Source organism: Allobosea sp. UNC402CLCol (assembly GCF_000745475.1).
Classification (GTDB): domain Bacteria; phylum Pseudomonadota; class Alphaproteobacteria; order Rhizobiales; family Beijerinckiaceae; genus Allobosea; species Allobosea spartocytisi.
Genome location: NZ_JQJJ01000008.1, coordinates 329,162 through 354,635 on the forward strand (window position 1 = coordinate 329,162; position 25,474 = coordinate 354,635).

Annotated in this window: 18 protein-coding genes and 1 tRNA gene; 11 read left to right on the forward strand and 8 right to left on the reverse strand. The window is 67.4% G+C overall.

From position 1 onward, the window contains the following. Nucleotides 1–96 precede the first annotated feature (96 nt). The 5 genes from uraH (at nt 97) to glgX (GY40_RS03615) (ending at nt 6,873) form a co-directional block, all read left to right on the forward strand. Nucleotides 97–450: a hydroxyisourate hydrolase gene (gene uraH, locus GY40_RS03595; protein WP_038359987.1), complete on the forward strand. Its 354-nt coding sequence runs from the start codon at nt 97–99 to the stop codon at nt 448–450. Nucleotides 451–529: 79 nt separating this feature from the next. Then, nucleotides 530–1,951: an allantoinase PuuE gene (puuE, locus tag GY40_RS03600; protein ID WP_038358698.1), complete on the forward strand. Its 1,422-nt coding sequence runs from the start codon at nt 530–532 to the stop codon at nt 1,949–1,951. A gap of 72 nt (nt 1,952–2,023) precedes the next feature. Then, on the forward strand, nt 2,024–2,203 hold the full coding sequence (locus GY40_RS03605; protein ID WP_038358699.1) for a hypothetical protein: 180 nt from the start codon (nt 2,024–2,026) through the stop codon (nt 2,201–2,203). A gap of 127 nt (nt 2,204–2,330) precedes the next feature. Further along, a complete protein-coding gene (locus GY40_RS03610) occupies nt 2,331–4,808 on the forward strand; it encodes a glycogen/starch/alpha-glucan phosphorylase (RefSeq protein ID WP_038358702.1) in 2,478 nt (825 codons plus the stop codon). A 124-nt stretch (nt 4,809–4,932) separates the two neighbouring features. Further along, nucleotides 4,933–6,873 carry a glycogen debranching protein GlgX gene (glgX, locus tag GY40_RS03615; RefSeq protein ID WP_038358704.1) on the forward strand — a complete coding sequence of 647 codons (1,941 nt, stop codon included), beginning with the start codon at nt 4,933–4,935 and terminating at the stop codon, nt 6,871–6,873. A 226-nt stretch (nt 6,874–7,099) separates the two neighbouring features. Here the strand turns inward: glgX (GY40_RS03615) and glgX (GY40_RS03620) are convergent, their stop codons facing one another. Next, nucleotides 7,100–9,187, reverse strand: coding sequence for a glycogen debranching protein GlgX (gene glgX, locus GY40_RS03620; protein WP_038358707.1), 2,088 nt, complete (start codon nt 9,185–9,187; stop codon nt 7,100–7,102). A gap of 210 nt (nt 9,188–9,397) precedes the next feature. On the opposite strand from glgX (GY40_RS03620), the gene glgA reads away from it, so the two are divergent. After that, nucleotides 9,398–10,927 carry a glycogen synthase GlgA gene (gene glgA / locus GY40_RS03625; protein WP_081925105.1) on the forward strand — a complete coding sequence of 510 codons (1,530 nt, stop codon included), beginning with the start codon at nt 9,398–9,400 and terminating at the stop codon, nt 10,925–10,927. A gap of 159 nt (nt 10,928–11,086) precedes the next feature. On the opposite strand, the gene GY40_RS03630 is transcribed toward glgA, so the two are convergent. Next, nucleotides 11,087–11,365: a DUF2934 domain-containing protein gene (locus GY40_RS03630; RefSeq protein WP_051987483.1), complete on the reverse strand. Its 279-nt coding sequence runs from the start codon at nt 11,363–11,365 to the stop codon at nt 11,087–11,089. Nucleotides 11,366–11,552: 187 nt separating this feature from the next. Here GY40_RS03630 and glgB point away from each other — a divergent pair, with 187 nt between their 5' ends. Continuing rightward, nucleotides 11,553–13,763, forward strand: coding sequence for a 1,4-alpha-glucan branching protein GlgB (glgB, locus tag GY40_RS03635; RefSeq protein ID WP_038358712.1), 2,211 nt, complete (start codon nt 11,553–11,555; stop codon nt 13,761–13,763). A 60-nt stretch (nt 13,764–13,823) separates the two neighbouring features. Continuing rightward, nucleotides 13,824–15,887, forward strand: a complete 2,064-nt coding sequence (gene malQ, locus GY40_RS03640; protein WP_051987484.1) for a 4-alpha-glucanotransferase — start codon at nt 13,824–13,826, stop codon at nt 15,885–15,887. A 207-nt stretch (nt 15,888–16,094) separates the two neighbouring features. On the opposite strand, the gene GY40_RS03645 is transcribed toward malQ, so the two are convergent. Beyond that, the gene (locus tag GY40_RS03645; protein WP_248311081.1) at nt 16,095–17,555 is read right to left on the reverse strand and encodes an SNF2-related protein; all 1,461 of its coding nucleotides are present in this window, start codon (nt 17,553–17,555) and stop codon (nt 16,095–16,097) included. Between the two features lie 82 nt (nt 17,556–17,637). On the opposite strand from GY40_RS03645, the gene GY40_RS03650 reads away from it, so the two are divergent. Then, nucleotides 17,638–19,026 carry a M20 family metallopeptidase gene (locus GY40_RS03650; RefSeq protein ID WP_038358716.1) on the forward strand — a complete coding sequence of 463 codons (1,389 nt, stop codon included), beginning with the start codon at nt 17,638–17,640 and terminating at the stop codon, nt 19,024–19,026. Nucleotides 19,027–19,324: 298 nt separating this feature from the next. Further along, nucleotides 19,325–19,912 carry an acyloxyacyl hydrolase gene (locus GY40_RS03655; RefSeq protein ID WP_248311082.1) on the forward strand — a complete coding sequence of 196 codons (588 nt, stop codon included), beginning with the start codon at nt 19,325–19,327 and terminating at the stop codon, nt 19,910–19,912. 18 nt (nt 19,913–19,930) lie between these two features. Here GY40_RS03655 and GY40_RS27450 read toward each other — a convergent pair whose 3' ends face one another. The 5 genes from GY40_RS27450 to GY40_RS03675 form a co-directional block, all read right to left on the reverse strand. Next, complete coding sequence (locus GY40_RS27450; RefSeq protein WP_156115857.1) at nt 19,931–20,188, reverse strand: hypothetical protein; 258 nt, start codon at nt 20,186–20,188, stop codon at nt 19,931–19,933. A 114-nt stretch (nt 20,189–20,302) separates the two neighbouring features. Then, nucleotides 20,303–20,803 (reverse strand): MgtC/SapB family protein, encoded by a 501-nt coding sequence (locus GY40_RS03660; RefSeq protein ID WP_156115858.1) that lies wholly within the window; start codon nt 20,801–20,803, stop codon nt 20,303–20,305. Nucleotides 20,804–21,005: 202 nt separating this feature from the next. Further along, nucleotides 21,006–21,081, reverse strand: a tRNA-Lys gene (locus tag GY40_RS03665). Between the two features lie 141 nt (nt 21,082–21,222). Next, nucleotides 21,223–22,500, reverse strand: coding sequence for a solute carrier family 23 protein (locus tag GY40_RS03670; RefSeq protein WP_038358723.1), 1,278 nt, complete (start codon nt 22,498–22,500; stop codon nt 21,223–21,225). 281 nt (nt 22,501–22,781) lie between these two features. Further along, the gene (locus GY40_RS03675; protein WP_038358725.1) at nt 22,782–24,347 is read right to left on the reverse strand and encodes a 2-isopropylmalate synthase; all 1,566 of its coding nucleotides are present in this window, start codon (nt 24,345–24,347) and stop codon (nt 22,782–22,784) included. A 408-nt stretch (nt 24,348–24,755) separates the two neighbouring features. Between GY40_RS03675 and GY40_RS03680 the strand changes: the two genes are divergently transcribed. Beyond that, complete coding sequence (locus tag GY40_RS03680) at nt 24,756–25,397, forward strand: YoaK family protein (RefSeq protein WP_038358727.1); 642 nt, start codon at nt 24,756–24,758, stop codon at nt 25,395–25,397. Nucleotides 25,398–25,474 lie beyond the last annotated feature (77 nt).

The window sequence follows — 25,474 nt, forward strand, 5'->3', positions numbered from 1 at the left end:
CGCGCCGTTGGACTTCGCCCCAGGGCAAATTACGGTTGAGCGCGGTCGGCATGCAAGTTGCTGACCCGGAAACGCAAGGCGATGGAAAGGCCGGACATGGCAGGGCTGACGACGCACATCCTGGATACGCATGGCGGGCGCCCCGCCGCCGGCGTCGCGGTCTCGTTGCGCCGCATCGGACCGGAGGGCGCCGAGACGCTCACCGAAACGGTCACCAATGCGGATGGCCGCACCGACGCTCCGCTCCTGACGCCGGAGGCGACGCAACCGGGCATCTACGAGATCGACTTCGCCATCGGCCCCTATTTCCGCGAGCGCGGCGTCACGCTGCCCGAGCCGGCCTTCCTCGATGTCGTCACCGTCCGCTTCGGCCTCTCGGAGGTGACGCGGCACTACCATGTCCCGCTCCTCGCCTCGCCTTATGGCTACACCACCTATCGGGGAAGCTGAGTCCGCATGGGCCGCGCTTTGACGCGATGACGCCGCCACTTAGGATCCTCAGCTGAATCAGTTTGCGAGCACCTTTCCGATGACCGACACCGCCTATCCGCGCGACCTCAAGGGCTATGGCCGCGACGCCCCGCATCCGCATTGGCCGGGCGAGGCCCGCATCGCCGTCCAGTTCGTCGTCAACTACGAGGAAGGCGGCGAGAACAACATCCTGCACGGGGACGCGGCCTCCGAAGCCTTCCTCTCCGAGATCGTCGGCGCGGCGCCCTGGCCGGGCCAGCGCCACATGAACATGGAGTCGATCTACGAATACGGCTCCCGCGCCGGCTATTGGCGGCTGTGGCGGATGTTCACCGAGCGGAATATGCCCGTGACGGTCTTCGCCGTTGCCAGCGCGCTCGCGCGTTATCCCGAGATCGTCGGCTCGATGCAGGAAGCCGGCTGGGAGATCGCGACCCACGGCCTGAAATGGATCGACTATCGCGATATGCCGAAGGAGCGCGAGCGCGCCGACATCCTCGAGGCCATCCGCATCCAGACCGACTTGACCGGCGAACGCCCACTCGGCTGCTACCAGGGCCGCACCTCGCAGAACACGATTCCGCTGACGATGGAGGAAGGCGGCTTCCTCTACACGGCCGACGTCTATGCCGATGAACTGCCCTATTGGCTTGAAGGCCCGAAGGGCCCGCAGCTCGCCGTGCCCTACACGCTCGACGCCAACGACATGCGCTTCGCCACGCCGCAGGGCTTCAACAGCGGCGATCAGTTCTTCGCCTATCTGAAGGATTCGTTCGACACGCTCTATGCCGAGGGTGAGACCGCGCCGAAGATGATGTCGGTCGGGCTGCATTGCCGCCTCGTCGGCCGGCCGGGCCGCGCCGCTGCGCTCGCCCGCTTCCTCGACTATGTGAAGAGCCATAACAGGGTTTGGGTCGCGATAAGGCTCGACATTGCCCGCCACTGGGTTCGGACGCACCCGCCCGAAGGCGGCTATACTCCCTCCAAACTGCCGAAAGCTCTCTTCGTCGAGGTTTTCGGCCGCGTCTGGGAGCATTCCCCGTGGATCGCCGAAGCGACCTACGATGCCGGGATCGGCCCCGCGCAGGACACGGCCGAAGGGCTGCACGCCGCGATGACCGCCATCATGCGCAAGGCCGGGCCGGAACAGCAGAAGGCGCTGCTTGCCGCCCATCCCGATCTGGCCGGCAAGCTGGCGGCAGCCGGCGAACTGACGCCGGAATCCACCGGCGAGCAGGCCTCCGCCGGCCTCGACCGTCTGACCGGCGACGAGCGCGTGCGCTTCACCGCGCTCAACGAGGCTTACAAGGCCCGCTTCGGTATTCCCTTCATCATGGCGGTGAAGGGCGCGAGCAAGGCCGCGATCCTCGACGCCTTCGAGACACGCCTCAAAAACACGCGCGAACAGGAGTTCGCGACCGCATTGGGACAGGTCGAGACGATCTCCCTGCTGCGGCTGAAGGATCTGCTGCCGCGCTGATCCCACTCGTGGCACGGCGGAACCCTCCCCTCCACCATCGCGTTGATAGCGCGATATCGAGAGGAGAGTTTCGTGTTCCGCCTGCTTCTGGTGATCATCGTCCTGGTCGTCGGCTACGACGCCGTCGTTCATCAGGGTGCCTATACGCGTGAAGCCTGGAACAGCATCGTCAGGCTGACGGATTCCTCGGTTGAGGGCGCAAAACAGCTCGGCGGGCGTGTCCGTGACGACGCCCGCCCGGGCGGCAATTGACCGGCGCCCGAAACCAGCACGCGGGGCCGTGCGGCAGCTTCATACCGCACTGCGGCAAATTCGGCTGGACACCCGCCGGCAATCCCCTGACACTCCCGGCGCTCGAAACAGCCAGGGAAGACCGCGCGTGACCGAGACCGCCACCAGCCCGCAGCCAGCCGTCCATTTCGAGCCGGACGATCAGGTCGAGCGGCTCAAGGCCGAGATCCTGCGCAAGCTCGCCTATTCGCTCGGCAAGGACCCGGCGGTCGCCCAGCCGCATGACTGGCTGACGGCGGGCATCCTGGCGGCGCGCGATCACGTCGTCGATGTCTGGCAGCATTCCACGCGGGAGAGCTACGACACCGGCCGCAAGCGGGTCTATTATCTCTCGCTCGAATTCCTGATCGGCCGCTCCTTCGCCGATACGCTGAACAATCTCGGCCTCACCGGCCCCTTCGCGCAGGCGATGCGCGAGCTCGGCGTCGACCTCAACGAGATCGAGACGATCGAGCCCGACGCCGCGCTCGGCAATGGCGGCCTCGGCCGGCTCGCCGCCTGCTACATGGAGGCGATGGCCTCGACCGGCGTGCCGGCGCTGGGCTACGGCATCCGCTACGACCATGGCCTGTTCAAGCAGCGCATCGACGGCGGCAAGCAGATCGAGGTGCCCGAGGACTGGCTCTCCTTCCGCAATCCCTGGGAGTTCGAGCGGCGCGAGAGCGCCTACAAGATCGGCTTCGGCGGCTCCGTCACCGGCACGGACAAGCCGGGCGAGATCTTCTGGGCGCCGGAGGAGACGGTCTTCGCCGTCGCCTATGACACGCCGATCGTCGGCTGGCGCGGGCGGGAAGCCACGACGCTCAGGCTCTGGCGCGCGCGCGCAATGCACCCGCTCTCGCTCGACGCCTTCAACCAGGGCGACCTGATCGGCGCCGTCGCCGAGCGCAATCGCGCCGAGGCGATCTCCAAGGTGCTCTACCCCAACGATTCCACGCCGACCGGGCAGGAATTGCGTCTGCGGCAGGAATTCTTCTTCACCTCGGCCTCGCTGCAGGATCTCGTGCGTCGGCACTACCGCCAGTTCGGCCGGCTCGACGACCTCGCAGACAAAGTCGCGATCCAGCTCAACGACACCCATCCATCGCTGGCCGTCGCCGAGCTGATGCGCCTGCTGATCGACCAGCACAAGATGGATTGGGAGCAGGCCTGGGAGGTCACCAACGCGACGATCTCCTACACCAACCACACGCTGCTGCCGGAGGCGCTGGAGACCTGGCCGGTCGCGCTGATGGAGCGGCTGCTGCCGCGCCACATGCAGATCATCTTCGGCATCAATGCCCGCTTCCTCGACGGCGTGCGGCGCGAACAACCGGATGCCGACCTGGCGACGCTCTCGCTCATCGACGAGTCCCATGGCCGGCGCGTGCGCATGGCCCATCTCGCCTTCGTCGGCTCGCACAAGGTCAACGGCGTCTCGGCGCTGCATTCCAATCTGATGAAGGAGACGGTCTTCGCCCCGCTCCACCGGATCTTTCCGGACCGCATCACCAACGTCACCAACGGCATCACGCAGCGTCGCTGGCTGTTCAACGCCAATCCGGGGCTGACGAAGCTGCTGAAGGAGACCTGCGGCGAGGCGGTGCTCGACGACATCGGGCTGATCCGCCGCTTCGGTGCCCATGCCGGCGACAAGGCGGTGCATGAGCGCCTGATCGCCATCCGCCGCGAGAACAAGCTGAAGCTCGCCAAGATCATCCGTCAGGATTGCGGTGTCACGGTCGACCCCGACGCGCTCTTCGACGTCCAGATCAAGCGCATCCACGAATACAAGCGCCAGCTCCTCAACATCCTCGAGACGATCGCGCTCTACGACGCCATCCGCTCCGAGCCCTATCGCGACTGGGCGCCGCGCGTGAAGATCTTCGCCGGCAAGGCGGCCTCGAACTACGCAACGGCCAAGTCGATCATCAATTTGATCAACGACGTCGCGGCCGTGGTGAACAACGACATCACCACCCGCGACCGGCTGAAGGTGGTCTTCCTGCCGAACTACAATGTCAGCCTGGCCGAGGTCATCATCCCCGCGGCCGACCTCTCGGAACAGATCTCGACCGCCGGCATGGAGGCGTCGGGCACCGGCAACATGAAGTTCGCGCTCAACGGCGCCGTCACCATCGGCACGCTCGACGGCGCCAATATCGAGATCGGCGAGCGCGTCGGCGCGGACAACATCGTCATCTTCGGCATGACGGCCGAACAGGTCGACGCCGCCAAGCGCAATCCGCGCCCGACCGCCGAGGTCATCGCCGCGACCCCGCATCTGGAAGGCGTGCTCGACGCCGTGGCGGGCGGCGCCTACTCGCCCCGCGAGCGCGGGCGGTACCAGGGCCTCGTCGATGGCTTGCGCGCCAATGACTGGTTCATGGTGCTGAACGATTTCGAGAGCTACCGGCAGGCGCAGCGCCATGTGGACGGCCTCTGGGCCGATCCGGCGACGTGGTGGCGCATGTCGGTGACGAACACGGCCCATTGCGCCTGGTTCAGCGCCGACCGCGCCATCCGCGAATATGCCGAGCGGATCTGGAACGTGCCGGTGGGCCTGCCCGCCCAGACAGCAGAATGATCGCCGCGGCGCATCATGCTCGGGCTTGCCCCGGGCATCTCCCGCCAGAGATTCTCGGCTCTGCGCTGCGCTCCGCCCGAGAATGACGAACCCCAGCATCCTCCCTTGCCCGCTGCCGGCCGGCATGGGCGCGACGGTCTTGGAAGACGGCGTCACCTTTGCCGTCTTCTCGCGTAACGGCGAGCGCGTCCTCCTCTGCCTCTTCGACGAGACCGGGGACACCGAAATCGCCCGCCTGCCGCTGCCTTGCCGCAGCGGCGACATCCACCACGGCTTCCTGCCCGGTGCCAGCGCGGGCCTGCGCTATGGCTTGCGCGTCGAAGGGCCCTGGCAGCCGGAGCAGGGCCACCGCTTCGATCCCTCGAAGCTGCTGGTCGATCCCTATGCCACGCTGCTCGACCGGGCTTTCCTCTGGGATCCGCAACTGGCGCGGCATGGCGAGGAGACGGCCGATCTGGTGCCGCGCTGCATCGTTGCCGGCCATCCCGGCCCTCGCCCCGAGGAACGGCGTCTCGAGGGCGGCGGAAGCGAGCCGCCTCGCCTCATCTACGAACTCGCGGTCAAGTCCTTTACGATGCGCCATCCGGCCGTGCCGGAGCGCCTGCGCGGCACGCTGGCTGCGCTCTGCGAGCCGCCCATCGTCGCGCATCTCCACCGGCTCGGCGCTGGCCATGTCGAGCTGATGCCGATCGCCGCCTGGATGGACGAGCGCCATCTCCCGCCGCTCGGCCTCGCCAATGCCTGGGGCTACAACCCGGTCAATTTCTTCGCGCCCGATCCTCGCCTCGCCCCCGGCGGCGGGGAGGATTTGCGCCGGCTCTGCGACGCCTATGCGCAAGCCGGTATCGGCGTGATCCTCGATGTCGTGCTGAACCACACCGCCGAGAGCGACGAATACGGCGCGACCATCGGCCTGCGCGGGCTCGACAACGCGGTCTATTACCGCCATGCCGCCGACGACCCAGGCCGGCTCGTCAACGACACCGGCTGCGGCCATACGGTCGCGCTCGACCGCGCCCCGGTCGTCCGGATGGCGATGGATGCGCTGCGCCACTGGCGCAGCCTCGGCGTCGCCGGCTTCCGCTTCGACCTCGGCACGGTGATGGGCCGGACGGAGACGGGCTTCTCCCAGGACGCTCCGCTCTTCGCCGCCATCCTGCAGGACCCCGACCTGTCGCAGGCGATCCTGATCGCCGAGCCCTGGGACATCGGCCCCGGCGGCTACCAGCTCGGCCATTTCCCCGCCCCCTTCGCCGAATGGAATGGCCGCTACCGCGACGATGTCCGCCGCTTCTGGCGCGGCGATGCCGGCATGGCGGGCGCGCTCGCGACCCGGCTTTCCGGCTCCTCCGACCTCTTCGCCATCAGGCATCGCGGCCCCGACGCAAGCGTCAACTTCCTCGCCGCCCATGACGGCTTCACCCTGGCCGATCTCGTCAGCTACGCGGCCAAGCACAACGAGGCCAATGGCGAGGAGAATCGCGACGGCGACAATGACAGCCATAGCTGGAACAACGGCATCGAGGGCGCGAGCCCCGATCCGGCCGTCACGGAGGCTCGCAACCGCGATATCCGCGCCCTGCTGGCGACGCTTTTCCTCTCGCGCGGCATTCCCATGCTGACAGCCGGCGACGAATTCGGCCGGACTCAACATGGCAACAACAACGCCTATGCCCAGGATAATGCTGGCTTTTGGCTCGACTGGGAGAGAGCGGACGATGCTCTGATCGGCTTCGTCGCGGCGCTCGCGAAGCTGCGCCGCGAGCATCCCTTGCTGACCGCCGACAGCTTCCTCACCGGCGCCGGCGAGCCGCCCGACGCGCTCTGGCTGAAACCGGATGGCAGCCGGATCGGCGATGGCGACTGGAACGGACTCGACGCTTTCTGCTTGCTGTTGAACGGCCGTGACGAGAGCCTGCTGGTCGCGGTCAACCGAGGGCGGGAGGGCGTGCCGCTGGCGCTGGCCGGGGAAGGCTGGGAGAAGCTCCTCACCTCGGCCGACGGCGTTGGCAGCGAACTACCGGTCCGTAGTGTCAGCCTCTGGCGACTCCCCAGACCATCATAGGAAAGAGCGCGGGAAACCCCTCCCGGATGGGAGAAGGGCCGGGGTGAGGGACCGCCGCCCATCGCCAAAATGCGACGGTTCCGTCGCGCCTTCTACGGCAAGCGCAGGCCCTCATCCGGCGCTCCGCGCCACCTTCTCCCATCCGGGAGAAGGGAAAAGCGTCGCGGCTCCGGCGCCTTCATGTCACCTTCATGACGCCCGGAGCCGCCTGCGCCGGAAGCGGGCCTCACATCAGTACGATCAGCGACCGCGGCGAGAGCGTGATCTCCTGTTCCGCCTTCAGCCCCTTGCGGCCCTCGTCGGAATCCGGCCCGGTTTCGGTGTCGAGGACGACAGCCCATGAACCGGCCTTCACCCGCGGCGGAATCCGGAAGACAACCTCTCCGTCGAAGCTGTTGAAAAGAATGAGCGCTTCGTCGCCGCCCTCCTCCACGTCGGGCATGTGCATCAAGAGCCCGATGGCGCGCAGGCCGGGATCGTCCCATTCCTCTTCCTGCTGGTCGCCGCCGCCGGGATTGACCCAGCGCAGCACGCAGCCGTCGCGGTAGGAGGCGCGGCGGAAGATCGGATGCTCGGTCCTCAGCGCGATGACACGCGTGACGAACGTGGCCAGCGCCTCGTCCCGCTTCGTCAATTCCTCCCAGCGCAGCCAGGCGGTTTCATTGTCCTGCGCATAGACATTGTTGTTGCCCCGGTTGGAGTGGCCGTGCTCGTCGCCGGCCAGGATCATCGGCGTGCCATGCGAGAGCAGGAGCGAGGCGAGCAAATTGCGCTTCTGGCGCTCGCGCACGGCGATGATGCCCTTGTCCTCCGTCAGTCCTTCGACGCCGTAGTTGAAGGACAGGTTGTGGCCGTGACCGTCCTTGTTGTCCTCGCCATTCGCCGCATTGTGCTTGTCGTTGTAGGAAACGAGATCGGCGAGCGTGAAACCGTCATGGGCGGTGACGAAATTGACGCTCGCCCAGGGCCGCCGCCCGCGCTCGTCATAGATGTCGCCCGAGCCTGTGACGCGCGCCGCCAGATCCCGCACCAGGCCTTCATCGCCTTTCCAATAGGCGCGCAGCGTGTCGCGGTACTTGTCGTTCCATTCGGCCCAGCCCGGCGGAAAGCCGCCGACCTGATAGCCCCCCGGCCCGATATCCCAGGGCTCGCCGATCAGCTTGAGCTTGCTCAGCACCGGGTCCTGCCCCATCGCGTCGAAGAAGCCGCCGCGCGGATCGAACCCTTCCGGTTCGCGCCCCAGGATCGTGCCGAGATCGAAGCGGAAGCCGTCGACCTCCATCGCCTCGGCCCAATAGCGCAGCGAATCCATGACCATCTGCAACACGCGCGGATGGCTGGTATTGACCGTGTTCCCGGTGCCGGTGTCGTTGACGTAATAGCGCGGCTTGCCGGCGATGGTGCGATAGTAGGAGAAGTTGTCGATGCCCTTGAAGGAGAGCGTCGGCCCCAGCTCGTTGCCCTCGGCCGTGTGGTTGTAGACCACGTCGAGGATCACCTCGATGCCGGCATCGTGGAAGCGGCGCACCATGTCGCGGAAGGAGGCGAGCCCGGCCCGGCCCTCATAGCGCTGCATCGGCGCGAAGAAGCCGATCGTGTTGTAGCCCCAGTAGTTGGAGAGCTTCCTGGCGACGAGATGATGGTCGTCGAGATAGGCCTGCACCGGCAGGAGCTCGACGGAGGTGACGCCGAGGCTCCTGATGTAGTCGACGACCGCCTTCTCGCCGAGCCCGTCGAAGGTGCCGCGCTTGGCCTCCGGCACGGCCGGGTGCAGCTTGGTGAAGCCGCGCACATGCGTCTCGTAGAAGATCGTGCGATCCCAGGGCACCATCGGCTTCGCCGGGGCCTTCGGGTCGGCGCTCCAGTCGCAGACCACGCATTTCGGCATGAAGGGCGCGCTGTCGAGCGTGCTGAAGGTGAGGTCCTTGTCGAGCTTCGCCGCCACCTCATAGCCGTAATGGGCGTCGTCCCAGGCGAGCGCGCCCGAGAACTCCTTGGCGTAGGGGTCCAGCAGCAGCTTGTTCGGGTTGAAGCGGTGGCCTTCCTCGGGCGCGAAGCGGCCATGAACGCGGTAGCCATAGCGCTGGCCCGGCTTCACGCCCGGCAGATAGCCGTGGAAGATCTCGTCGGTATATTCCGGCAGCGTGATCCTCGCCGTCTCGGTCGCCCCGCTCTCGTCGAAGAGGCAGAGCTCGACCCTTTCCGCATAGGCGGAGAACAGCGCGAAATTCGTGCCCTCCCCGTCATGGACGGCGCCGAGCTCGGAAGCCCGGCCGGCTTCGATCCTCAACGCCTGCGCCTGTTTATCCACCATGCCACCCGCCTCTTCTCATCGGCAGGCGATGCGGCGTCCGCAACGGCCCTGTCATATCGCTCCGCCATTCTGTCGCGGAGGTTGCAACGTCCCGCCCATGGCGCGGTTCCGGCGAACCGGCCCCGATCTTGCTTCTTTATTTTGCAGTGCACCCTGGAACCTTAACCTTTGTGATCTGTTCTTGACGGGCGATGTGCCGAGGACGTGACGATGGCGGATCTGAAGCTGGTTGAGACCGACACTGTCTCCTCGACATCCGGCCACGCCTTGATCTACGCCGCCGTCGTCAAGGACGACCCGGCCGAGCGCTCCTCGCCGATCCCGGCGACCACCAAGCTGCTGTTCGTCACCTCCGAAATGGGCGACTTCATCAAGGCCGGCGGCCTCGGCGAGGTCTCGACCGCTTTGCCCCGCCAGCTGCGCGCCTTCTGCGATGTCCGCGTGCTGCTCCCCGGTTTCCGGCAGGTCCGTGCCGCAAGGCCGGCGATGGACATCGTCCGCCAGATGCCGCGCACCGCGAGCCTGCCGCCCTGGTCGCTCGGGCGCTTCGCGACGGCAGACGGGCTGACGATCTACGCCGTGCTCTGCGACGAACTCTATGACCGCGAAGGCTCGCCTTACGGCCCCTTCGCCGGCGGAGACTTTGGCGACAACGACCTCCGCTTCGGCCGGCTCTCGCTGGCGGCGGCCGAGATCGCCGCCGGCGAGGCCGATCCCAACTGGAAGCCCGACATCATCCACGTCAATGACTGGCCCTCGTCCCTGGCGCCCGGCTATATGCGCTGGAAGGGCCTGGCGACGCCGTCGATCCTGACGATCCACAACCTCGCCTATCAGGGGCTCTACCAGCCGCAGCGCATGGCCGCGCTCGGCATCCCCGACCTCGCCTTCCACGTCAACGGCGCCGAGTTCCACGGCAAGATCTCGTTTCTGAAAAGCGGCATCTATTACGGCTCGCACGTCACCACCGTCAGCGAGACCTATGCCCACGAGATCACCACGCCCGAGCATGGCTGCGGCCTCGAAGGGCTGCTGAAAACCCGGATGGACGAAGGCCGGCTCACCGGTATCGTGAATGGCATCGACGATAGCTGGAACGCGCTGATCGAAGGCGGCAAGACCTCCGAGCAGATCGTCCGCCAGTGGAAGCGGCGCAACGCCGCCGAGATCCGCAAGACCTTCGAATTGCCGGATTCGCGCGGCCCGCTCTTCTCCATCGTGTCGCGCCTCGTCCATCAGAAGGGCATCGACCTCTCGCTCGAGGCGGCCGAGAGCATCGTCGCCAGCGGCGGCCAGCTCATCGTCACCGGCCGCGGCGAGCCCCGGCTGGAGGAGGCGGTCGAACGGCTGGCCCGGCAATATCCGCGCGCCGTCGCCGCCCGCATCGGCTTCGACGATGGCGAGGCGCGCCGGCTTTTCGCCGCCAGCGATTTCCTGCTGATGCCCTCGCGCTTCGAGCCCTGCGGCCTGAGCCAGATGTATGCCCAGCGCTCCGGCGCCCTGCCGATCGCCTATCGCACCGGCGGCCTCGTCGACACCATCGAGGATGGTCTCTCCGGCTTCCTGTTCTCGTCGCTGACCGGCCAGGGCCTGACCTCGGCGGTGGTGCGCGCCTTCGAGGCCTTCCGCACCAAGCGGGCCTTCCGGCAGATGCGCGAGCACGCCATGGCCAAGCGCTTCGACTGGCGCCGGCCCACCTTCCGCTATGCCGATGTCTATGCGCGGGCGCTGGCCGCTTGAACGGGGGTGGTACCCTGGCGCTGGAAGCGGGTATCGTCCCGGACGCAGCGACGCGGAGAGCTGGACTCAGGGCTGGGACCCATGCCTGAACCCCGTTCGGACAAGCTCAGGCACGGACCCCGGGTCAAGCCCGGGATGACCGCGTTGTTCGGTGGGATCTCAGCGTTTCTTGGGCGCCGCCTTGGTCGCTGCCGCCTTGAGCGGAGCGGCGGCCTTCGGAACAGCGACTTTCGGAGCGGTCTTGGCCGCGCCGGCCTCGACCTTGCCCTTCACCGGCGCTTTCGGCTTGGGGATCCCGCCCTTGGGTGCCGGTTCCTTGAGACTCGCCGCGACACGCTCCTCGGCAAGGCGCCAATGTTCGCCGTCGCGTCCGTCGGGGCGTCCCTCCGCCTCCCAGATGGCGTAGGCGGTATCCCTGACGATCTGCTCGCGGCTCATCGACATTCTCCCTGCACCAGGCTGAAACCCGGGGAAACAACCGGGCTGCAAACACTTGGTTCCGTGCGAGAATGAGCGTCGCGGGCAGCATCTTGCGGCCGGAACGGAAAGCGCCTCTGCTGCGTTGCATCATGACCGATTCCGCGAGTGCCGTGGAGTCCTCACCGAACCGGTTCGACCACCCCTGATGCCCCAGTCTTCCGTCCATTTTCCGTCGCTTCCCCCGCACGATATCCTCCTGCTGGAGGAGGCGCGCCATCCCGACCCCTTCGCGGTGCTCGGCCGGCACCGTGTGGGCGATGAGAGCGTGGTGCGCGCCTTCCTGCCCGGCGCCCATTACGTCGAACTCGTCACCGGCGAGGGCGATACGCGCAAGGCCGTGGCCATGATCGCCGAGGGCAACGGGCTCTTCGAGGCCTTGTGCCCGACCGACGAGCCCTATCGGCTGCGCGTGTCCTGGCCGGACGGCATCATCGAGGCGGCCGATCCCTATGCCTTCGGCCTGCTGCTTTCCGAGGAGGATATCTATCTCTTCGCCGAAGGCCGGCATTTCGACCTCGCGACCCGCCTCGGCGCCAATCCCCGTGTCTTCGACGGTATCGAGGGCGTGCTCTTCGCCGTCTGGGCGCCGAATGCCTCGCATATCTCCGTCGTCGGCGACTTCAACGGCTGGGACGCCCGCCATCACCCGATGCGCCGGCGCCTCGGCCCGGGCATCTGGGAGCTGTTCGTCCCCGGCATCGGCCCCGGCGCGGTCTACAAATATGCGATCGCCGGCCCGCATGGCGAGCCCCTGTCCTGGAAGGCCGACCCGCTCGGCCGCCGGCAGGAGGAGCCGCCACGCACCGGCTCGATCGTCGCCGCCGCGCCGGACTTCGCCTGGAGCGATGCCGAATGGCTGGCGCGGCGCGAGCGCGCCAACCCGGTCAACGAGCCGATGGCGGCCTATGAGGTCCATGTCGGCTCATGGCTGCGCAGCGAATGGGGCCAGATGGGCAGCTGGGACGAGGCGAGCGAGCGCCTGATCCCCTATCTCCAGTACATGGGTTTCAGCCATGTCGAGCTGATGCCGATCACCGAGCATCCTTTCGGCGGCTCCTGGGGTTACCAGCCGCTCGGCCTCTTCGCGCCGACTGCGCGGCTCGGGCCGCCCGAGGCTTTCGCCCGCTTCGTCGATCGCTGCCATGCCGCCGGCATCGGCGTCATCCTCGACTGGGTGCCGGCGCATTTCCCCTCGGACGACCACGGTCTCGCCCGTTTCGACGGCACCGCCCTCTACGAGCACGAAGACCCGCGCCAGGGTTTTCACCGCGACTGGAACACGCTGATCTACAATGTCGGCCGGCGCGAGGTGCGCGGCTTCCTGATCGCCTCGGCGCTATGGTGGGTAGAGACCTTCCATCTCGACGGGCTGCGCGTCGATGCCGTCGCCTCGATGCTCTACCGCGACTACAGCCGCGAGCCCGGCGAATGGGTGCCCAACCAGTATGGCGGGCGCGAGAATCTGGAAGCGGTCTCGTTCTTCCAGGAGCTGAACACGCTGGTCGGCGGCCGCGGGCGCGGCGCCGTTACCATCGCCGAGGAATCGACCGCCTGGCCGGGCGTCACCACCCCGGTCCACCTGGGCGGGCTCGGCTTCCATTTCAAATGGAACATGGGCTGGATGCACGACACGCTGCGCTATTTCGCACGTGACCCGATCCATCGCGGCCACCACGGCGACGATGTCACCTTCGGACTGATCTATGCCTTCTCGGAGAATTTCGTACTGCCGATCTCGCATGACGAGGTCGTGCACGGCAAAGGCTCGCTGCTGGCGCGCATGCCGGGCGACGACTGGCAGCGCTTCGCCAATCTGCGCCTCTGCCTCGCGCTGATGTGGAGCCATCCCGGCAAGAAGCTTTTGTTCATGGGCTGCGAGTTCGGCGCCGAGCAGGAATGGAATGTCGATGCCCCCTTCCCCTGGCCGGATGATGGCGACACCCGCCGGCGCGGCGCCATGCAGCTCGTCCGCGATCTCAACGCGCTCTACCGCGCGACGCCGGCGCTCTACCGGCTCGACCATGAGCCGGAAGGCTTCGGCTGGGTCATCGCCGACGACAACGCCAATTCCGTCTTCGCCTTCACCCGCTCGGCCGGCGACGGCAAGCCGCCGCTCATGGTCGTCGCCAACATGACGCCGGTGCCGCGCCACGACTATCGCATCGGCGTTCCCGCCGCCGGCCTCTGGCGCGAGCGGCTGAACAGCGACGCGGACATCTATGCCGGCTCGGGCCTGGGCAATGGCGGGCAGGCGCGTGCGCAAGCGATCCCCGCCCACGGCCAGCGGCAATCGCTCTCGCTGACCCTGCCGCCGCTGGCGCTGATCGTGCTGGAGCATGGAAGTGCCGGCGGCTAGTGGTGGCTGGATTTCTCATGGCGGCCCGGTTCCGATGACAGACCTCGTGTGGAGCGCACGATGAGCGACGACATCCTGCGCCAGCTTGCAACCCGCGCCGGCATCGCGCCTGAATGGACGGACCAGACCGGCGCGCAGCGTCAGGTTTCGCCCGAGAGTCTGCGCGCCATCCTCGCCGCGCTCGGCCTGCCGGCCGACAATGACGAAGCCTTGCGCAATTCGCTTTCGCTCGCCGAGGGCGGGTCCATGGGCCTGGGCTCCCGCTTCACCACCGCGCGCATCGGCCAGCCGGTCGGCCTGCCGCTCAGGGGCGAGCCGGGACAATCCGTCGAGGTCACGCTCGAAAGCGGGGCTCGCCGCGTCGTGACGACGATCGAAGGCTATGAGGGCGCCCTGACGCTGCCGCCCTTCGACGAACCCGGCTACCACACCGTGCACGCCGCTGAGGGCGACTTCACCGTCGCGACCGCGCCGGAACGCTGCATCACCTTCGCCGATCTGAACGATGGCAGACCGGGCTGGGGCCTCGCCGCGCAGATCTATTCGCTGCGCAGCGAGGCCGATGGCGGCATCGGCCATTTCGGCGGCGTCGCCGCGCTCGGCCGCGCTGCTGCGGCCCGCGGGGCCGATGCGCTGGCGATCAGCCCTGTCCACGCTCTCTATGGCGCCCTGCCCGCTCTGTTCAGCCCCTATTCGCCCTCGACGCGGCTGTTCTACAACCCGCTCCATGCCGACCCGGCCGCTGCATTGCCGGACGCACTGATCCGGGACGTCATCGCGCGACAAGGGCTGGCGGAGGAGATGGCTCGCCTCTCCGCCTTGGCCCAGATCAACTGGCTTTCCGCCACGCCGGCCCGGCAGAGACTGCTGCGCGCCCTGTTCGACGCCTTGCGCGATCCCGCTGCAAGCGGAACCGAGGCCGCCCGCGCCGATTTCGAGCGCCATCTCGCCGAGGCCTCTCCGCTGCTGCGAGGCCACGCGATCTTCGAGGCGCTGCATGCCATCGAATTGACGCGCGATCCGACCGTCAAAAGCTGGCGCGAATGGCAGCCCGCCTATCGCCACCCCGACAACCCCGAGGTTGCGGCCTTCGCGGCCGAGCATGCCGACGAGATCGCCTATCAGATCTTCCTGCAATGGCTCACCGGCCGCTCCTATGGAGAAGCCCAGCGCGCCTGCCGCGAGGCCGGCATGAAGGTCGGGCTGATCGCCGATCTCGCCATCGGCATGGACGGTGCCGGCAGCCATGCCTGGAGCCGGCCGGACGACATCCTGCATGGGCTCAGCATCGGCGCCCCGCCCGACTACTACGCCGCAGAGGGGCAGAACTGGGCCCTGACGACCTTCTCGCCACGCGGCCTCGCCGCCACCGGCTATGCGCCCTTCATCGAGACGCTGCGGGCGAGCCTGCGCTATGTCGGCGGCATCCGCATCGACCATGTCATGGGGATGAGCCGGCTCTGGCTGGTGCCGGAGGGCGCGAGCGCGCTGGAAGGCGCCTATGTCGGCTTCCCCTCCGAGACGCTGTTCCGGCTGATCGCGCTCGAATCCTGGCGCCACCGCGCCATCGTCATCGGCGAGGATCTCGGCACGCTGCCCTATGGCTTCCGCGACTATCTGAGCGAGCAGGGCGTCGCGGGACTGCGCGTGCTGCGCTTCGAACGCACCGATCACGGCTATGTCCCGCCGCAGGAATGGGACGCCGGCGCGGTCGCGCTGACCAGCACCCACGACCTCGTGCCGACCGCGGGCTGGTGGGCCGGCTCCGACATCGACCCGGTCGATGACGGCGTCGACCATCAGGGCATTCGCGCCTGGGATCGCGGCCTGCTCTGGGGCTCGTTCCAGAATGCCGGCCTCGTCGAGGGCGAGCGGCCGGAGCCGGACAACACCGACCCGGTCGTCGACGCCGCGATCCGCTACGTCGCCGCCACACCCTGCACGCTGAAGATCCTGCCGATGGAAGACGCACTCGGCATCAGGACCCAGCCCAACGTGCCCGGCACCATCACCGAAAAGCCGAACTGGCGGCATCGACTCGAAGGCGATGCGGATGCTTTGCTGGATGACGCGAAGGTCCGGAAGCGGCTGGCCTATCTCGGGCCGGAGCGCGGGGACGCCTGATAGCCCCGCACGCGCTGCCGCCTGAAGCGCGGGAGCCCTCTCCCGAGTGGGAGAGGGTTGGGTGAGGGCCTGCCGTAGCAGCAGTAAAGCGAGCGATATCCGCTGCGTGAGGCGAGGCGTCCTCACGCATGATTGCAGCGGCGGTCCCTCACCCCTGCCCCTCTCCCACTCGGGAGAGGGGTTTCCCGCGCCCTTGCTGGCAAACTCTCAAGTAGCCGCTCTCCCCTCGACGATCTCCGCGATCGCCTCCAGCATCCGCGTGTCATCGCCCGCCAGCCCCTCCATCGCCGCCATGCGCTGGATCACCGTCGCGGCGACGGCCTCCTCCACCGTATCCTCGGCATAGGCGTAGAAGATCGTCGCGTGCTGGCCGTCGCGGTGGCAGCGCCCCTCGATCTGCTGGAGCTGGATCGCGCTGTGGCGCATGTCGTGGATCACCAGCGCCCGCTCGCGCTCGCCGCCCGGCATCTCGCCGCGATGCAGCGAGATCGACTCGGTCACGGTGAAGATTACCGCGTCGAGCTGCCCGGTCTGGAAGGCGATGCGGGTCTCCTCGTTCTGCGCGCCGGAATGCTCGCCGTTGATTTCAGCCGTACGCCAGCCGCGCCCGCGCAGGGTTTCCGCAAGCATCGCGCTGGTCTCGAGGAAGGCGACGGAGATCGCGACCTGCTCGTCGTTGCCGAGCAAATCCTCGCAGAAATCGGCCGTGCCGGCGATGCGCAGCAGGCTTCCCTTCTGGCGGAAGCGCAGATCGGCGGCCCAGCCCTGCGGCTTGCGCGTCGAGCCGCCGGCAAGCCCGAGCTCCTTGCGGAATTCGCGCCAGGTCGCCTCGTAGAGCTTGCGGGACGGCGCATCCAGCGCGACCGGCGCAAGCTCCCGCTGCACCTCCGGCCAACCGGCGATCTCCTCGGGCCGGCGGCGCAGGCCGATGGCGTTCGCGCCGCGATAGAGCAGATCGGCCATCACCTTGCGGTCGGTCTCGTTCGGCTCCCAGCTCCAGTTCTTCCAGCGCCCCTTGGCCCGGCCGATCTTCAATCGCTTCATCAGCGCGCGGAAACCATCGAGATCGGCTGATGGCATGCCTGCGGCCTTCGCCAGCAGGCCCGCGAGATAGGACAGCTCGTGCGGCGACTGGCCGGCGGTCGCGCTCATATAGATCGTGAAATCAGCGGCTGCCGCCATCTGCCGGCAGACCAGCCCCTGCTGCGAATACGGGTTGCGGATGCGGTGTGCCTCGTCGATCACCACGAGCGGCCAGATGCGCTTGGGCGTTCCAAGCTTCGCCAGCTCGTTGTTCTTGGCGCGGGTCGAGCGCTTCTTCGAGTCCGCCGGCGGGGCGAGCAGCGACTTCGTCTTCTCGAAATTCATCAGCGTCACCCGCTTCGCCGGCAGGCCGGACAGCGCGATGGTGCGCCGCCATTGCGGGATCGCGCCCTTGGGACAGATCACCAGGATCTCCTCCTCCGGCATGGCCGAGAGCGCGAGCCAGGCCGAGAGCGTCTTGCCCAGACCGGTGAGGTCGCCGAGCAGGAAGCCGGCCGCCCCCTTCGCCCGTGCGACCAGGATGGCGTCGCGCGCGACGAGCTGATGCGGATGGGGGATGAAGGTCATGGGCGACGAAGCGTGGTTCCGGCAGACGGCGCCACAGATGCCCTGATCGTCCGGCATGGCGCATCCCGCTCTCTTGGCACTGGCGAAAGCCGGCGTCCACCGGCACTGTGCCGGCCTCGAATCCGGGAGAGGACCGACGATGACCCGCGCGCAGGCGATTGCGAAAGCTCAGGACTATTTCGATTCAGGCCGCATGAAGAGCGACCTCGCACGCCTCGTCGCGATGCCCAGCGAAAGCCAGAACCCCGATCGCGCGCCCGTCCTCTCCGAATATCTCGATCTGGAGATGCGCCCGCTGCTGGAGAACCTCGGCTTCGCCTGCCGCATCCTGACCCATCCCAAGGCCAAGGGCCCCTTCCTCTATGCCGAGCGCATCGAGGACCCTGCCCTGCCGACCATCCTCGGCTACGGCCATGGCGACGTCATCCGCGGCCTCGACGCGCAATGGAGCGAAGGCCTCTCACCCTGGAAGCTCGTCGAGAAGAACGGCCGCTGGTACGGCCGCGGCGTCGTCGACAACAAGGGTCAGCACCTGATCAACCTGAACGGCCTGCGCACCGTGCTGGAGACGCGCGGCAAGCTCGGCTTCAACGCCAAATATCTGATCGAGATGGGCGAGGAATCGGGCTCGCCCGGCCTGCGCGAGCTCTGCGCCGACGAGGCCGAGCTGCTCAAGGCCGATATCCTGATCGCCTCGGACGGGCCGCGCCTCAATGCCGAGCGCCCGACGGTGTTCTTGGGCGCCCGCGGCGTCATCACCTTCGACTTGCAGATCAAGGCCCGCGACGCCGGCCACCATTCCGGCAACTGGGGCGGACTGCTGTCCGATCCGGCGATCCAGCTCGCCCATGCCATCGCCTCGATCACCTCGCCCACCGGCCAGATCCGCATCCATGAATGGGTGCCGAAGGAGTTGCCCGCCGCGGTGCGCCGCGCGGTCGCCGATTGCGAGGTCGATGGCGGCCCTGACGGCCCGCAGATCGACCCGAACTGGGGCGAGGCCGGCCTCACGCCCGCCGAACAGGTCTTCGGCTGGTGCTCCTTCGATGTGCTCGCGATGAAGTCCGGCGTGCCGGAAACGCCGGTCAACGCCGTCCCGCCGAGCGCCTGGGCCCGCTGCGGCCTGCGCTTCGTCGTCGGCATCGACCCGCATGACGTCGTTCCGGCGCTGCGCCGCCATCTCGACCGCCACGGCTTCCCGATGGTCGAGATCGTCACGCCCGGCACGGAGCGCTTCGGTGCGACGCGGCTCGATCCGGACGATGCCTGGGTGCAGTTCACCATCGATTCGATCGCGAAGAGCACGGGCAAGAAGCCGGCGCTGCTGCCCAATCTCGGCGGCTCCCTGCCCAACGACATCTTCGCCGAGATCCTGAAATTGCGCACGATCTGGGTGCCGCATTCCTATCCCGGCTGCCAGCAGCACGCCCCGGACGAGCACCTGCCCATCGCCATCGCCCGCGAGGGGCTGACCGCCATGGCCGGGCTCTACTGGGACATCGGCTCGGGCGAGGCGCCAGCGCTCTAAGATCTGCCGAGCTTCAGGGAAATGCACCGACATTCCCGGCCAGCCATCCTCGGGCCGACCTTTGGTCGGAACCGAGGAGGAGCGCCGCGGCGCCGATCCCGGATCCGTTGTCAGGCGCCGTGTTCTGTGATGGATTTTAGCCATAAGCAGCATGTCCCGCAGTGACGGCCGCCTGCAACAAGTGGCGACGGCGCCACACCTGTCATTAACGAAGTGCAAACCATGTTTTGGCGATTCTCCCTGGCACGAGATTTGTTAGCCTTGGCGAATCACAGCGGGGATTCGACGCATGCGGTCTATGCAGTTGTCTCTGGGCGTCCTGCTCTTGGTTATGGTCGGCCTTCTCGGTTTCGAGGCCGCCAACGCGGCTGATCTCACAACTCCCCTGGCCTATGCGCCGCCAGCCGTCGGGGTCGGCCTGATCTCTGAGCTGCGTGGCGGCGTTCTCGCGCATAATCCCGCCGGACGAGAGAGCGGCAGCGCGGACGTCAATCTCGAGCTCCTCTTCGTCAAGCCGTTCCAGCCGGCCGATCCGGTGATGGCGTTCTTCGTGCCGCGCATCCATCTCGGCACCACCATCAACACCGCCGGCGATACCAGCCATGTCTATGCCGGCTTCACCTGGACCTATGACTTCACCGACAAGCTCTTCGCCGAAGCCAGCTTCGGCCTGGGCTTCCACAATGGCAAGACGAGCGACTTCGTTCCGCGGAACAGGCTCGCCCTCGGTTGCTCGCCTCTGTTTCGTGAATCCGCCTCGCTGGGCTACCGCATCAGCCAGAACTGGAGCGTCATGGCCACGGTTGAGCATTTGTCGAACGCCGGCCTCTGCAACGACAATCAGGGCATGACCAATTACGGCGTGCGCGTCGGCTACGTCTTCTGAAGATCGACCGGACGCCCCTCACTCCTGCGGCTGGCGCGGATCGCGCCCGGGCGGCAGGTCGACGGGCGTGGCCGGAGGAGCTTCCGGCGGCGCATTGGGCGGCAGCTCCGGCGGCGGCTCGGTCGGGATGCCCTGCGGCTCCGCATCGGGCGGAACCTCGACTGGCGGCGCCGGCGGCACCTGGCCCGGCGTCAAGGGCGGTGCCTCCGGCGGCGGATCGGGAACGGCTGGAGTGTTGCCGGGCCCGGCAGCGAGCCCATGAGCAGATATCGTCATGTGTGATCGACCTTCCTGGAAAAGGAACGTCGCAATCGCGCAAAGGTTCGTCCGCCGCCGGCCGGCAAGCCGAGACAGCCCCCGATCGCCCGCGCAGGCACGCCGAATGAGCTCCTAATCCGCCTTCGGGCCGTCGTCCCGTAGCTCTTTCGGCGGCGGTCGTCCGGCGACCCAGCGCTCCACCGAATGGTCGAGGAAGAGCAGGACCAGCGCCAGCACCGTCGCGGCTCCGGCGACCTGCCAATGCCCGAGTCCGGCCGCGCAGCCCAGCGCCGCCGTGACCCAGATCGCGGCCGCCGTCGTCAGCCCGTGCGGCATCAGGTCGTTGTTGCGGCGGATGATCAGCCCGGCCCCGAGAAAACCGATCCCGGTCAGGACGCCCTGAACGATACGGCTTGCCGCGTCGGGATGCAGCGTCTCGCTGAACAGGCTGGAAACCGCCGCGGTCCCCAGTCCGACGAGGCCGAAGGTCCGGATGCCGACATTCTTGTGCCGCACCGTCCGCTGCCAGCCGATGACGAGGCCGGCAGCCATGCCGATCACCAATCGAAGAAGCTGTTCCGCTTCCACCGCCGCCCCCATCCGCTCGCTGCCCGATCCCGGCCGATCCACCATGAGCCGGAGGCTGCCCTCCGGTCCAGTGGCACAATGGGCTCGACCCCGGCTTCCGAGGGTTCCGCGACGGTGAAGCGGCAGCGCGAATGTCGCGCGACGACATGAACCCCGCGCAGATTTCGCAGGCTCGCCTCATCCCCCGGCCCGTCGCAAGGCGCAGTGCCTTCCGGAGTTCAGGCTTTTGATTTTTCAGGAAAATCCGTGGTGGGTGATGTAGGGCTCGAACCTACGACCCGCTGATTAAGAGTCAGCTGCTCTACCAACTGAGCTAATCACCCATACGCCACGAAGCGTCGCCGTCGCGGCGGTGATGGCCGCGTCAGGCAGGGCGCGTGTAGCAAAGCCCCCCCGCCCTGTCCACCCATCCATGACAGAAATTTTGCAGGCCCGCCGAATTTCTGCGACGTGCCTGTGAATTGTCACGCCGCGCGGCGGTTGAGCAGGTGATAGAGCGCGATCGCGCCGAAGGTCGCCGTGCCGATGCCGCCGAGCTCGTAGCCGAAGATCGGCAGCTTGAGGTCGCCCGCGCCGAGGATCAGCGCCGTGGCGACGGTGATCAGGTTCTTCGGCTCGGAGAAATCGACCTTGTTCTCGACCCAGATCCGGCCCGCCGTGGCGGCGATCAGGCCGAAGACCACGACTGCGAGCCCGCCCAGCACCGCGACGGGGATCGTCCCGATCACCGCGCCGAATTTCGGCGAGAAGCCGAGCAGGATCGCGATGATGCCGGCGGCGACGAAGACCAGCGTCGAATAGACCCGCGTCACCGCCATCACGCCCATGTTCTCGGCATAGGTGGTGACACCGGTGCCGCCGCCGGCGCCCGCGATCACGGTGCCAAGCCCGTCGGCGATGAAGCCGCGCCCGATCAGATGGTCGAAATTGCGCCCGGTCATCACCGAGATGCCTTTGATATGGCCGAGATTCTCCGCGACCAGGATGATCGCGACCGGCACGATCAGCGCCATCGCCTTGGTGTCGAAAACCGGCGCCACGAAATGCGGCAGGCCGAACCAGGCGGCTGCGCCGATCTTGCTGAAATCGATCGCAGGTGCGCCGAAGCTCGGCGCGGTCAGCGCATAGAGGATATAGGCCGCCAGCCCGCCGATCAGCACGGGCAGGCGCTGCGCCAGGCCGCGCCCATAGACCGCGACCAGCGCCACCGCGACGACGGTGAAGAGCGCGATCCACTTGGTATAGGGGCTGGCCGAGATCATGCCGATCGCGACCGAGGTCAGGTTGAGGCCGATCGCGGCGACGACCGCGCCGGTCACCACCGGCGGCAGCAGCGTCTCGATCCAGCGCGTACCCACCGCCTGCACGATAGCGCCGATCAGCGCATAGACCACGCCGCAGGCGATGATGCCGCCGAGCGCCACGCCGATATTCGGATTGGGGCCGGTGCCGGCATAGCCCGTCGCCGCGAGGACGACGCCGATGAAAGCGAAGGAGGAGCCGAGATAGCTCGGCAACTGCCCGCGCGTGATGACGAAGAACAGCAGCGTCGCGATGCCCGAGAAGAAGATCGCGACATTGGGGTCGAAGCCCATCAGCAACGGCGCGAGCACGGTCGAGCCGAACATCGCGACGACATGCTGCAGGCCGGCGATGACGGTTTGTCCCGCCGGCAGCCGCTCATCGGGCAGCACGGCGCCCGAGGTCTTCAAGGTCCAGTTCGGAAAATAGCCCATCGCCATCGCTCCCCCGGGTCGCCGGGGAGCGACCGCACCGGAAGAGCAGATGAAGGCAAGAGCGGGGCCGGCGCCAGATGGCGCCGGCGTCATCCACCGGAATCAGGAGAAATCGGCCGTCATACCCCGGGCTTGACCCCGCAATCCCCTCCCCCTTTGCGGGAGAGGGTCAGGGTGAGGGGTCTCGCGACGCCGATCGCGAGCCAAACACCGCAGCTTTCGGACCTGCGCCCCCTTATCCGGCCCTGCGGGCCACCTTCTCCCGCAAGGGGAGAAGGGATTGCGCCTTACTCCGCCGCCTGTGCGTGCAGGCGCCCGCCCCGCGCGATCAGCTTGTTGAGCGCCACCAGATAGGCCTTGGCCGAAGCGACCAGCGTATCCGGATCGGCGCCGCGGCCGGTGACCGACGAGCCGTCGCGCGAGAGCCGCACCGTCACCTCGGCCAGCGCATCGGTGCCCTCGGTCACGGCATGGACGTCGTAGAGCTCCAGCGCCACCTCATGCGGCACGATCACCTTGATCGCATTGAAGATGGCGTCGATCGGCCCGTTGCCCTCGACCTCCTCGGTGACGTGACGTCCCTCGACGTCCAGCTTCATGGTGGCGCGCTGCGGGCCGCGCGTGCCGGCGATCACCGTCAGCGATTCCAGCTTGATCCGGTCATGAGCGGTGGCGATGTTCTCGTCGACCAGCGCCTCGATATCCTCGTCGTAGACATGCTTCTTGCGGTCGGCCAGCGCCTTGAAGCGGGTGAAGGCGTCCTCGAGCTGGTTGTCGCCCAGCTCGTAACCCATCTCCTTCAGCTTGGAGCGGAAGGCGGCGCGGCCGGAATGCTTGCCCATCACCAGCGAGGTCTTGGTCACGCCGACCGAGGCCGGCGTCATGATCTCGTAGGTGGTGTTGTTCTTCAGCATGCCGTCCTGGTGGATGCCGCTCTCATGCGCGAAGGCGTTCCGGCCGACGATCGCCTTGTTGTACTGCACCGGGAAGGAGCAGGCCCCGGAGACCGCCTTCGAGACGCGCATCAGCTGCGTCGCGTCGATCCCGGTCTCGTAGGGCAGCACATCGCCGCGTACGCGCAGCGCCATCACGATCTCTTCCAGCGCCGCATTGCCGGCGCGCTCGCCGATGCCGTTGATGGTGCATTCGACCTGCCTTGCGCCGCCCTCGATCGCCGCCAGCGAATTGGCGACCGCGAGGCCCAGATCATTGTGGCAATGGGCCGAGAAGATCGCCTTGTCGGCATTCGGGACGCGCTCGCGGACCGCCTTGAACATGGCGCGGTATTCGTCGGGCGTGGCATAGCCGACCGTGTCGGGCAGGTTGATCGTGGTCGCGCCGGCCTTGATCGCGGTCTCGACTGCGCGGCAGAGATAATCGATCGGCGTGCGCGTGGCATCCATGCCGGACCACTCGACATCCTCGACCAGGTTGCGGGCCTGCGTCACCGTCGCGGTGATGATGTCCAGCACTTCCTGCTGGCTCTTGCGCATCTGGTATTCCAGATGGATCGGCGAGACCGAGACGAAGGTGTGGATGCGCGGCTTCGCGGCATGGCGCACCGCTTCGCCGGCGCGGGCGATATCGGCGCTGATCGCGCGGGCGAGGCCGGCAACCGTGGCGCGCTTCAGCCGGCGCGCGATCTCCGAGACGGCCTCGAAATCGCCTTCCGAGGCGATCGGGAAGCCGGCCTCGATGATGTCCACGCCCATGATGTCGAGAGCGTCGGCGACCTCCAGCTTCTCCTCGAAGGTCATGGTGGCGCCCGGGCACTGCTCGCCGTCGCGCAAGGTGGTGTCGAAAATCAGCACGCGCTCTTTCGAGGAGCCGCCGGTCTGGGTCGGGTTCGTCATGGTCTGCTTCCGGTGTCGGTGCGCCGCTGCGGTCGATGAGGGCGCGGGGTTTCTATTGGCGGTTCTCGTCAATCCCCTGAGCGCCCAGGCAGCATGCCCGGCCGGCCCTCAGGGGCGGCTAAGGAGAAGAAGGCCAAGAAGCGAGAGCGGAGCGCGAGCGCACATGCCGACGATCTGCGCAGCGGCGCAGTCCTTCGTCAGGTCATGGCGGGCGGTCGAGACCACGGGCGTTCCTCAAATCGACGGGACAGGATGTAACCGAAAGAACCGCCCGAGCGCAAGCATGTGTCTCATGCCTCGCAGGACAAATGACAGAGGCCCTCTGTGGATTATGCTGCCGTTGCGCGATTCGGCCGGCGGTCGCGCCGCGCTGGAGACCCGGCCTCGCGCTGCCGGAGACCCGCGCCCATGATGCGCTACGACCGCCCCGCCATCGGGCTCGCCTTCTGCCTCACCGGCCTTGCCGGCTTCGTCGACGCGCTCGGCTTCCTCAGTCTCGGCGGCTTCTTCGTTTCCTTCATGAGCGGCAACACCACCCGCCTCGCGATCGAGCTCGCGGGGCGCCATGCCGGTGGCATCGCGCTGGCAGCGATGATCCTCGGGCTCTTCGTCGGCGGCGTCATCTGCGGCTCGCTCGCCGGGCATTTCGGGCATCGACGGCGCAAGGCGTCGGTGCTGGCCTTCGTGACCCTCGCCCTCCTGATCTCGGCCTCGCTCGACAGGTTGGGCCTGAGCATGGCCGGAGCCGGCGTCCTGGCGCTGGCCATGGGCGCCGAGAACGGCGTCTTCCAGCGCGACGGCGAGGTCTCGATCGGGCTGACCTACATGACCGGCACGCTGGTGAAGATGGGCCAGCGCATCGCCGGCGCCCTGCTCGGCGGGCCGAAGCTCGCCTTCCTGCGCCATTTCATCCTCTGGCTCGGCCTGCTCGGCGGCGCGATCATGGGCGCCGTGGCCCATGGCCGGATCGGGCTGGACGCGATCTGGCTCGCGGCGGCGGCCGCGGCGGTCTTCACCGTGCTGGCCCTCTTCATCCCCGAACACGACTAGATTTTGGGCCAGGCGGAGCCGCTGCCCTTCTTTCCCGAAGATTGGAGCAATGCTAAGCTGCCCCAACGTCACCTATG

What these genes read in the sequence shown, in the direction of transcription:
- GY40_RS03630 (WP_051987483.1), bottom strand. Translation starts at nt 11,365, where the DNA reads ATGAGCCGCGAGCAGATCGTCAGGGATACCGCCTACGCCATCTGGGAG.
- glgB (WP_038358712.1), top strand. Translation starts at nt 11,553, where the DNA reads ATGCCCCAGTCTTCCGTCCATTTTCCGTCGCTTCCCCCGCACGATATC.
- glgX (WP_038358707.1), bottom strand. Translation starts at nt 9,187, where the DNA reads ATGGTGGATAAACAGGCGCAGGCGTTGAGGATCGAAGCCGGCCGGGCT.
- GY40_RS03650 (WP_038358716.1), top strand. Translation starts at nt 17,638, where the DNA reads ATGACCCGCGCGCAGGCGATTGCGAAAGCTCAGGACTATTTCGATTCA.
- GY40_RS03655 (WP_248311082.1), top strand. Translation starts at nt 19,325, where the DNA reads ATGCAGTTGTCTCTGGGCGTCCTGCTCTTGGTTATGGTCGGCCTTCTC.
- glgX (WP_038358704.1), top strand. Translation starts at nt 4,933, where the DNA reads ATGGGCGCGACGGTCTTGGAAGACGGCGTCACCTTTGCCGTCTTCTCG.
- GY40_RS03670 (WP_038358723.1), bottom strand. Translation starts at nt 22,500, where the DNA reads ATGGCGATGGGCTATTTTCCGAACTGGACCTTGAAGACCTCGGGCGCC.
- malQ (WP_051987484.1), top strand. Translation starts at nt 13,824, where the DNA reads ATGAGCGACGACATCCTGCGCCAGCTTGCAACCCGCGCCGGCATCGCG.
- glgA (WP_081925105.1), top strand. Translation starts at nt 9,398, where the DNA reads ATGGCGGATCTGAAGCTGGTTGAGACCGACACTGTCTCCTCGACATCC.
- GY40_RS03680 (WP_038358727.1), top strand. Translation starts at nt 24,756, where the DNA reads ATGATGCGCTACGACCGCCCCGCCATCGGGCTCGCCTTCTGCCTCACC.
- GY40_RS03645 (WP_248311081.1), bottom strand. Translation starts at nt 17,555, where the DNA reads ATGCCGGACGATCAGGGCATCTGTGGCGCCGTCTGCCGGAACCACGCT.
- uraH (WP_038359987.1), top strand. Translation starts at nt 97, where the DNA reads ATGGCAGGGCTGACGACGCACATCCTGGATACGCATGGCGGGCGCCCC.
- GY40_RS03675 (WP_038358725.1), bottom strand. Translation starts at nt 24,347, where the DNA reads ATGACGAACCCGACCCAGACCGGCGGCTCCTCGAAAGAGCGCGTGCTG.
- puuE (WP_038358698.1), top strand. Translation starts at nt 530, where the DNA reads ATGACCGACACCGCCTATCCGCGCGACCTCAAGGGCTATGGCCGCGAC.
- GY40_RS27450 (WP_156115857.1), bottom strand. Translation starts at nt 20,188, where the DNA reads ATGACGATATCTGCTCATGGGCTCGCTGCCGGGCCCGGCAACACTCCA.
- GY40_RS03660 (WP_156115858.1), bottom strand. Translation starts at nt 20,803, where the DNA reads ATGGTGGATCGGCCGGGATCGGGCAGCGAGCGGATGGGGGCGGCGGTG.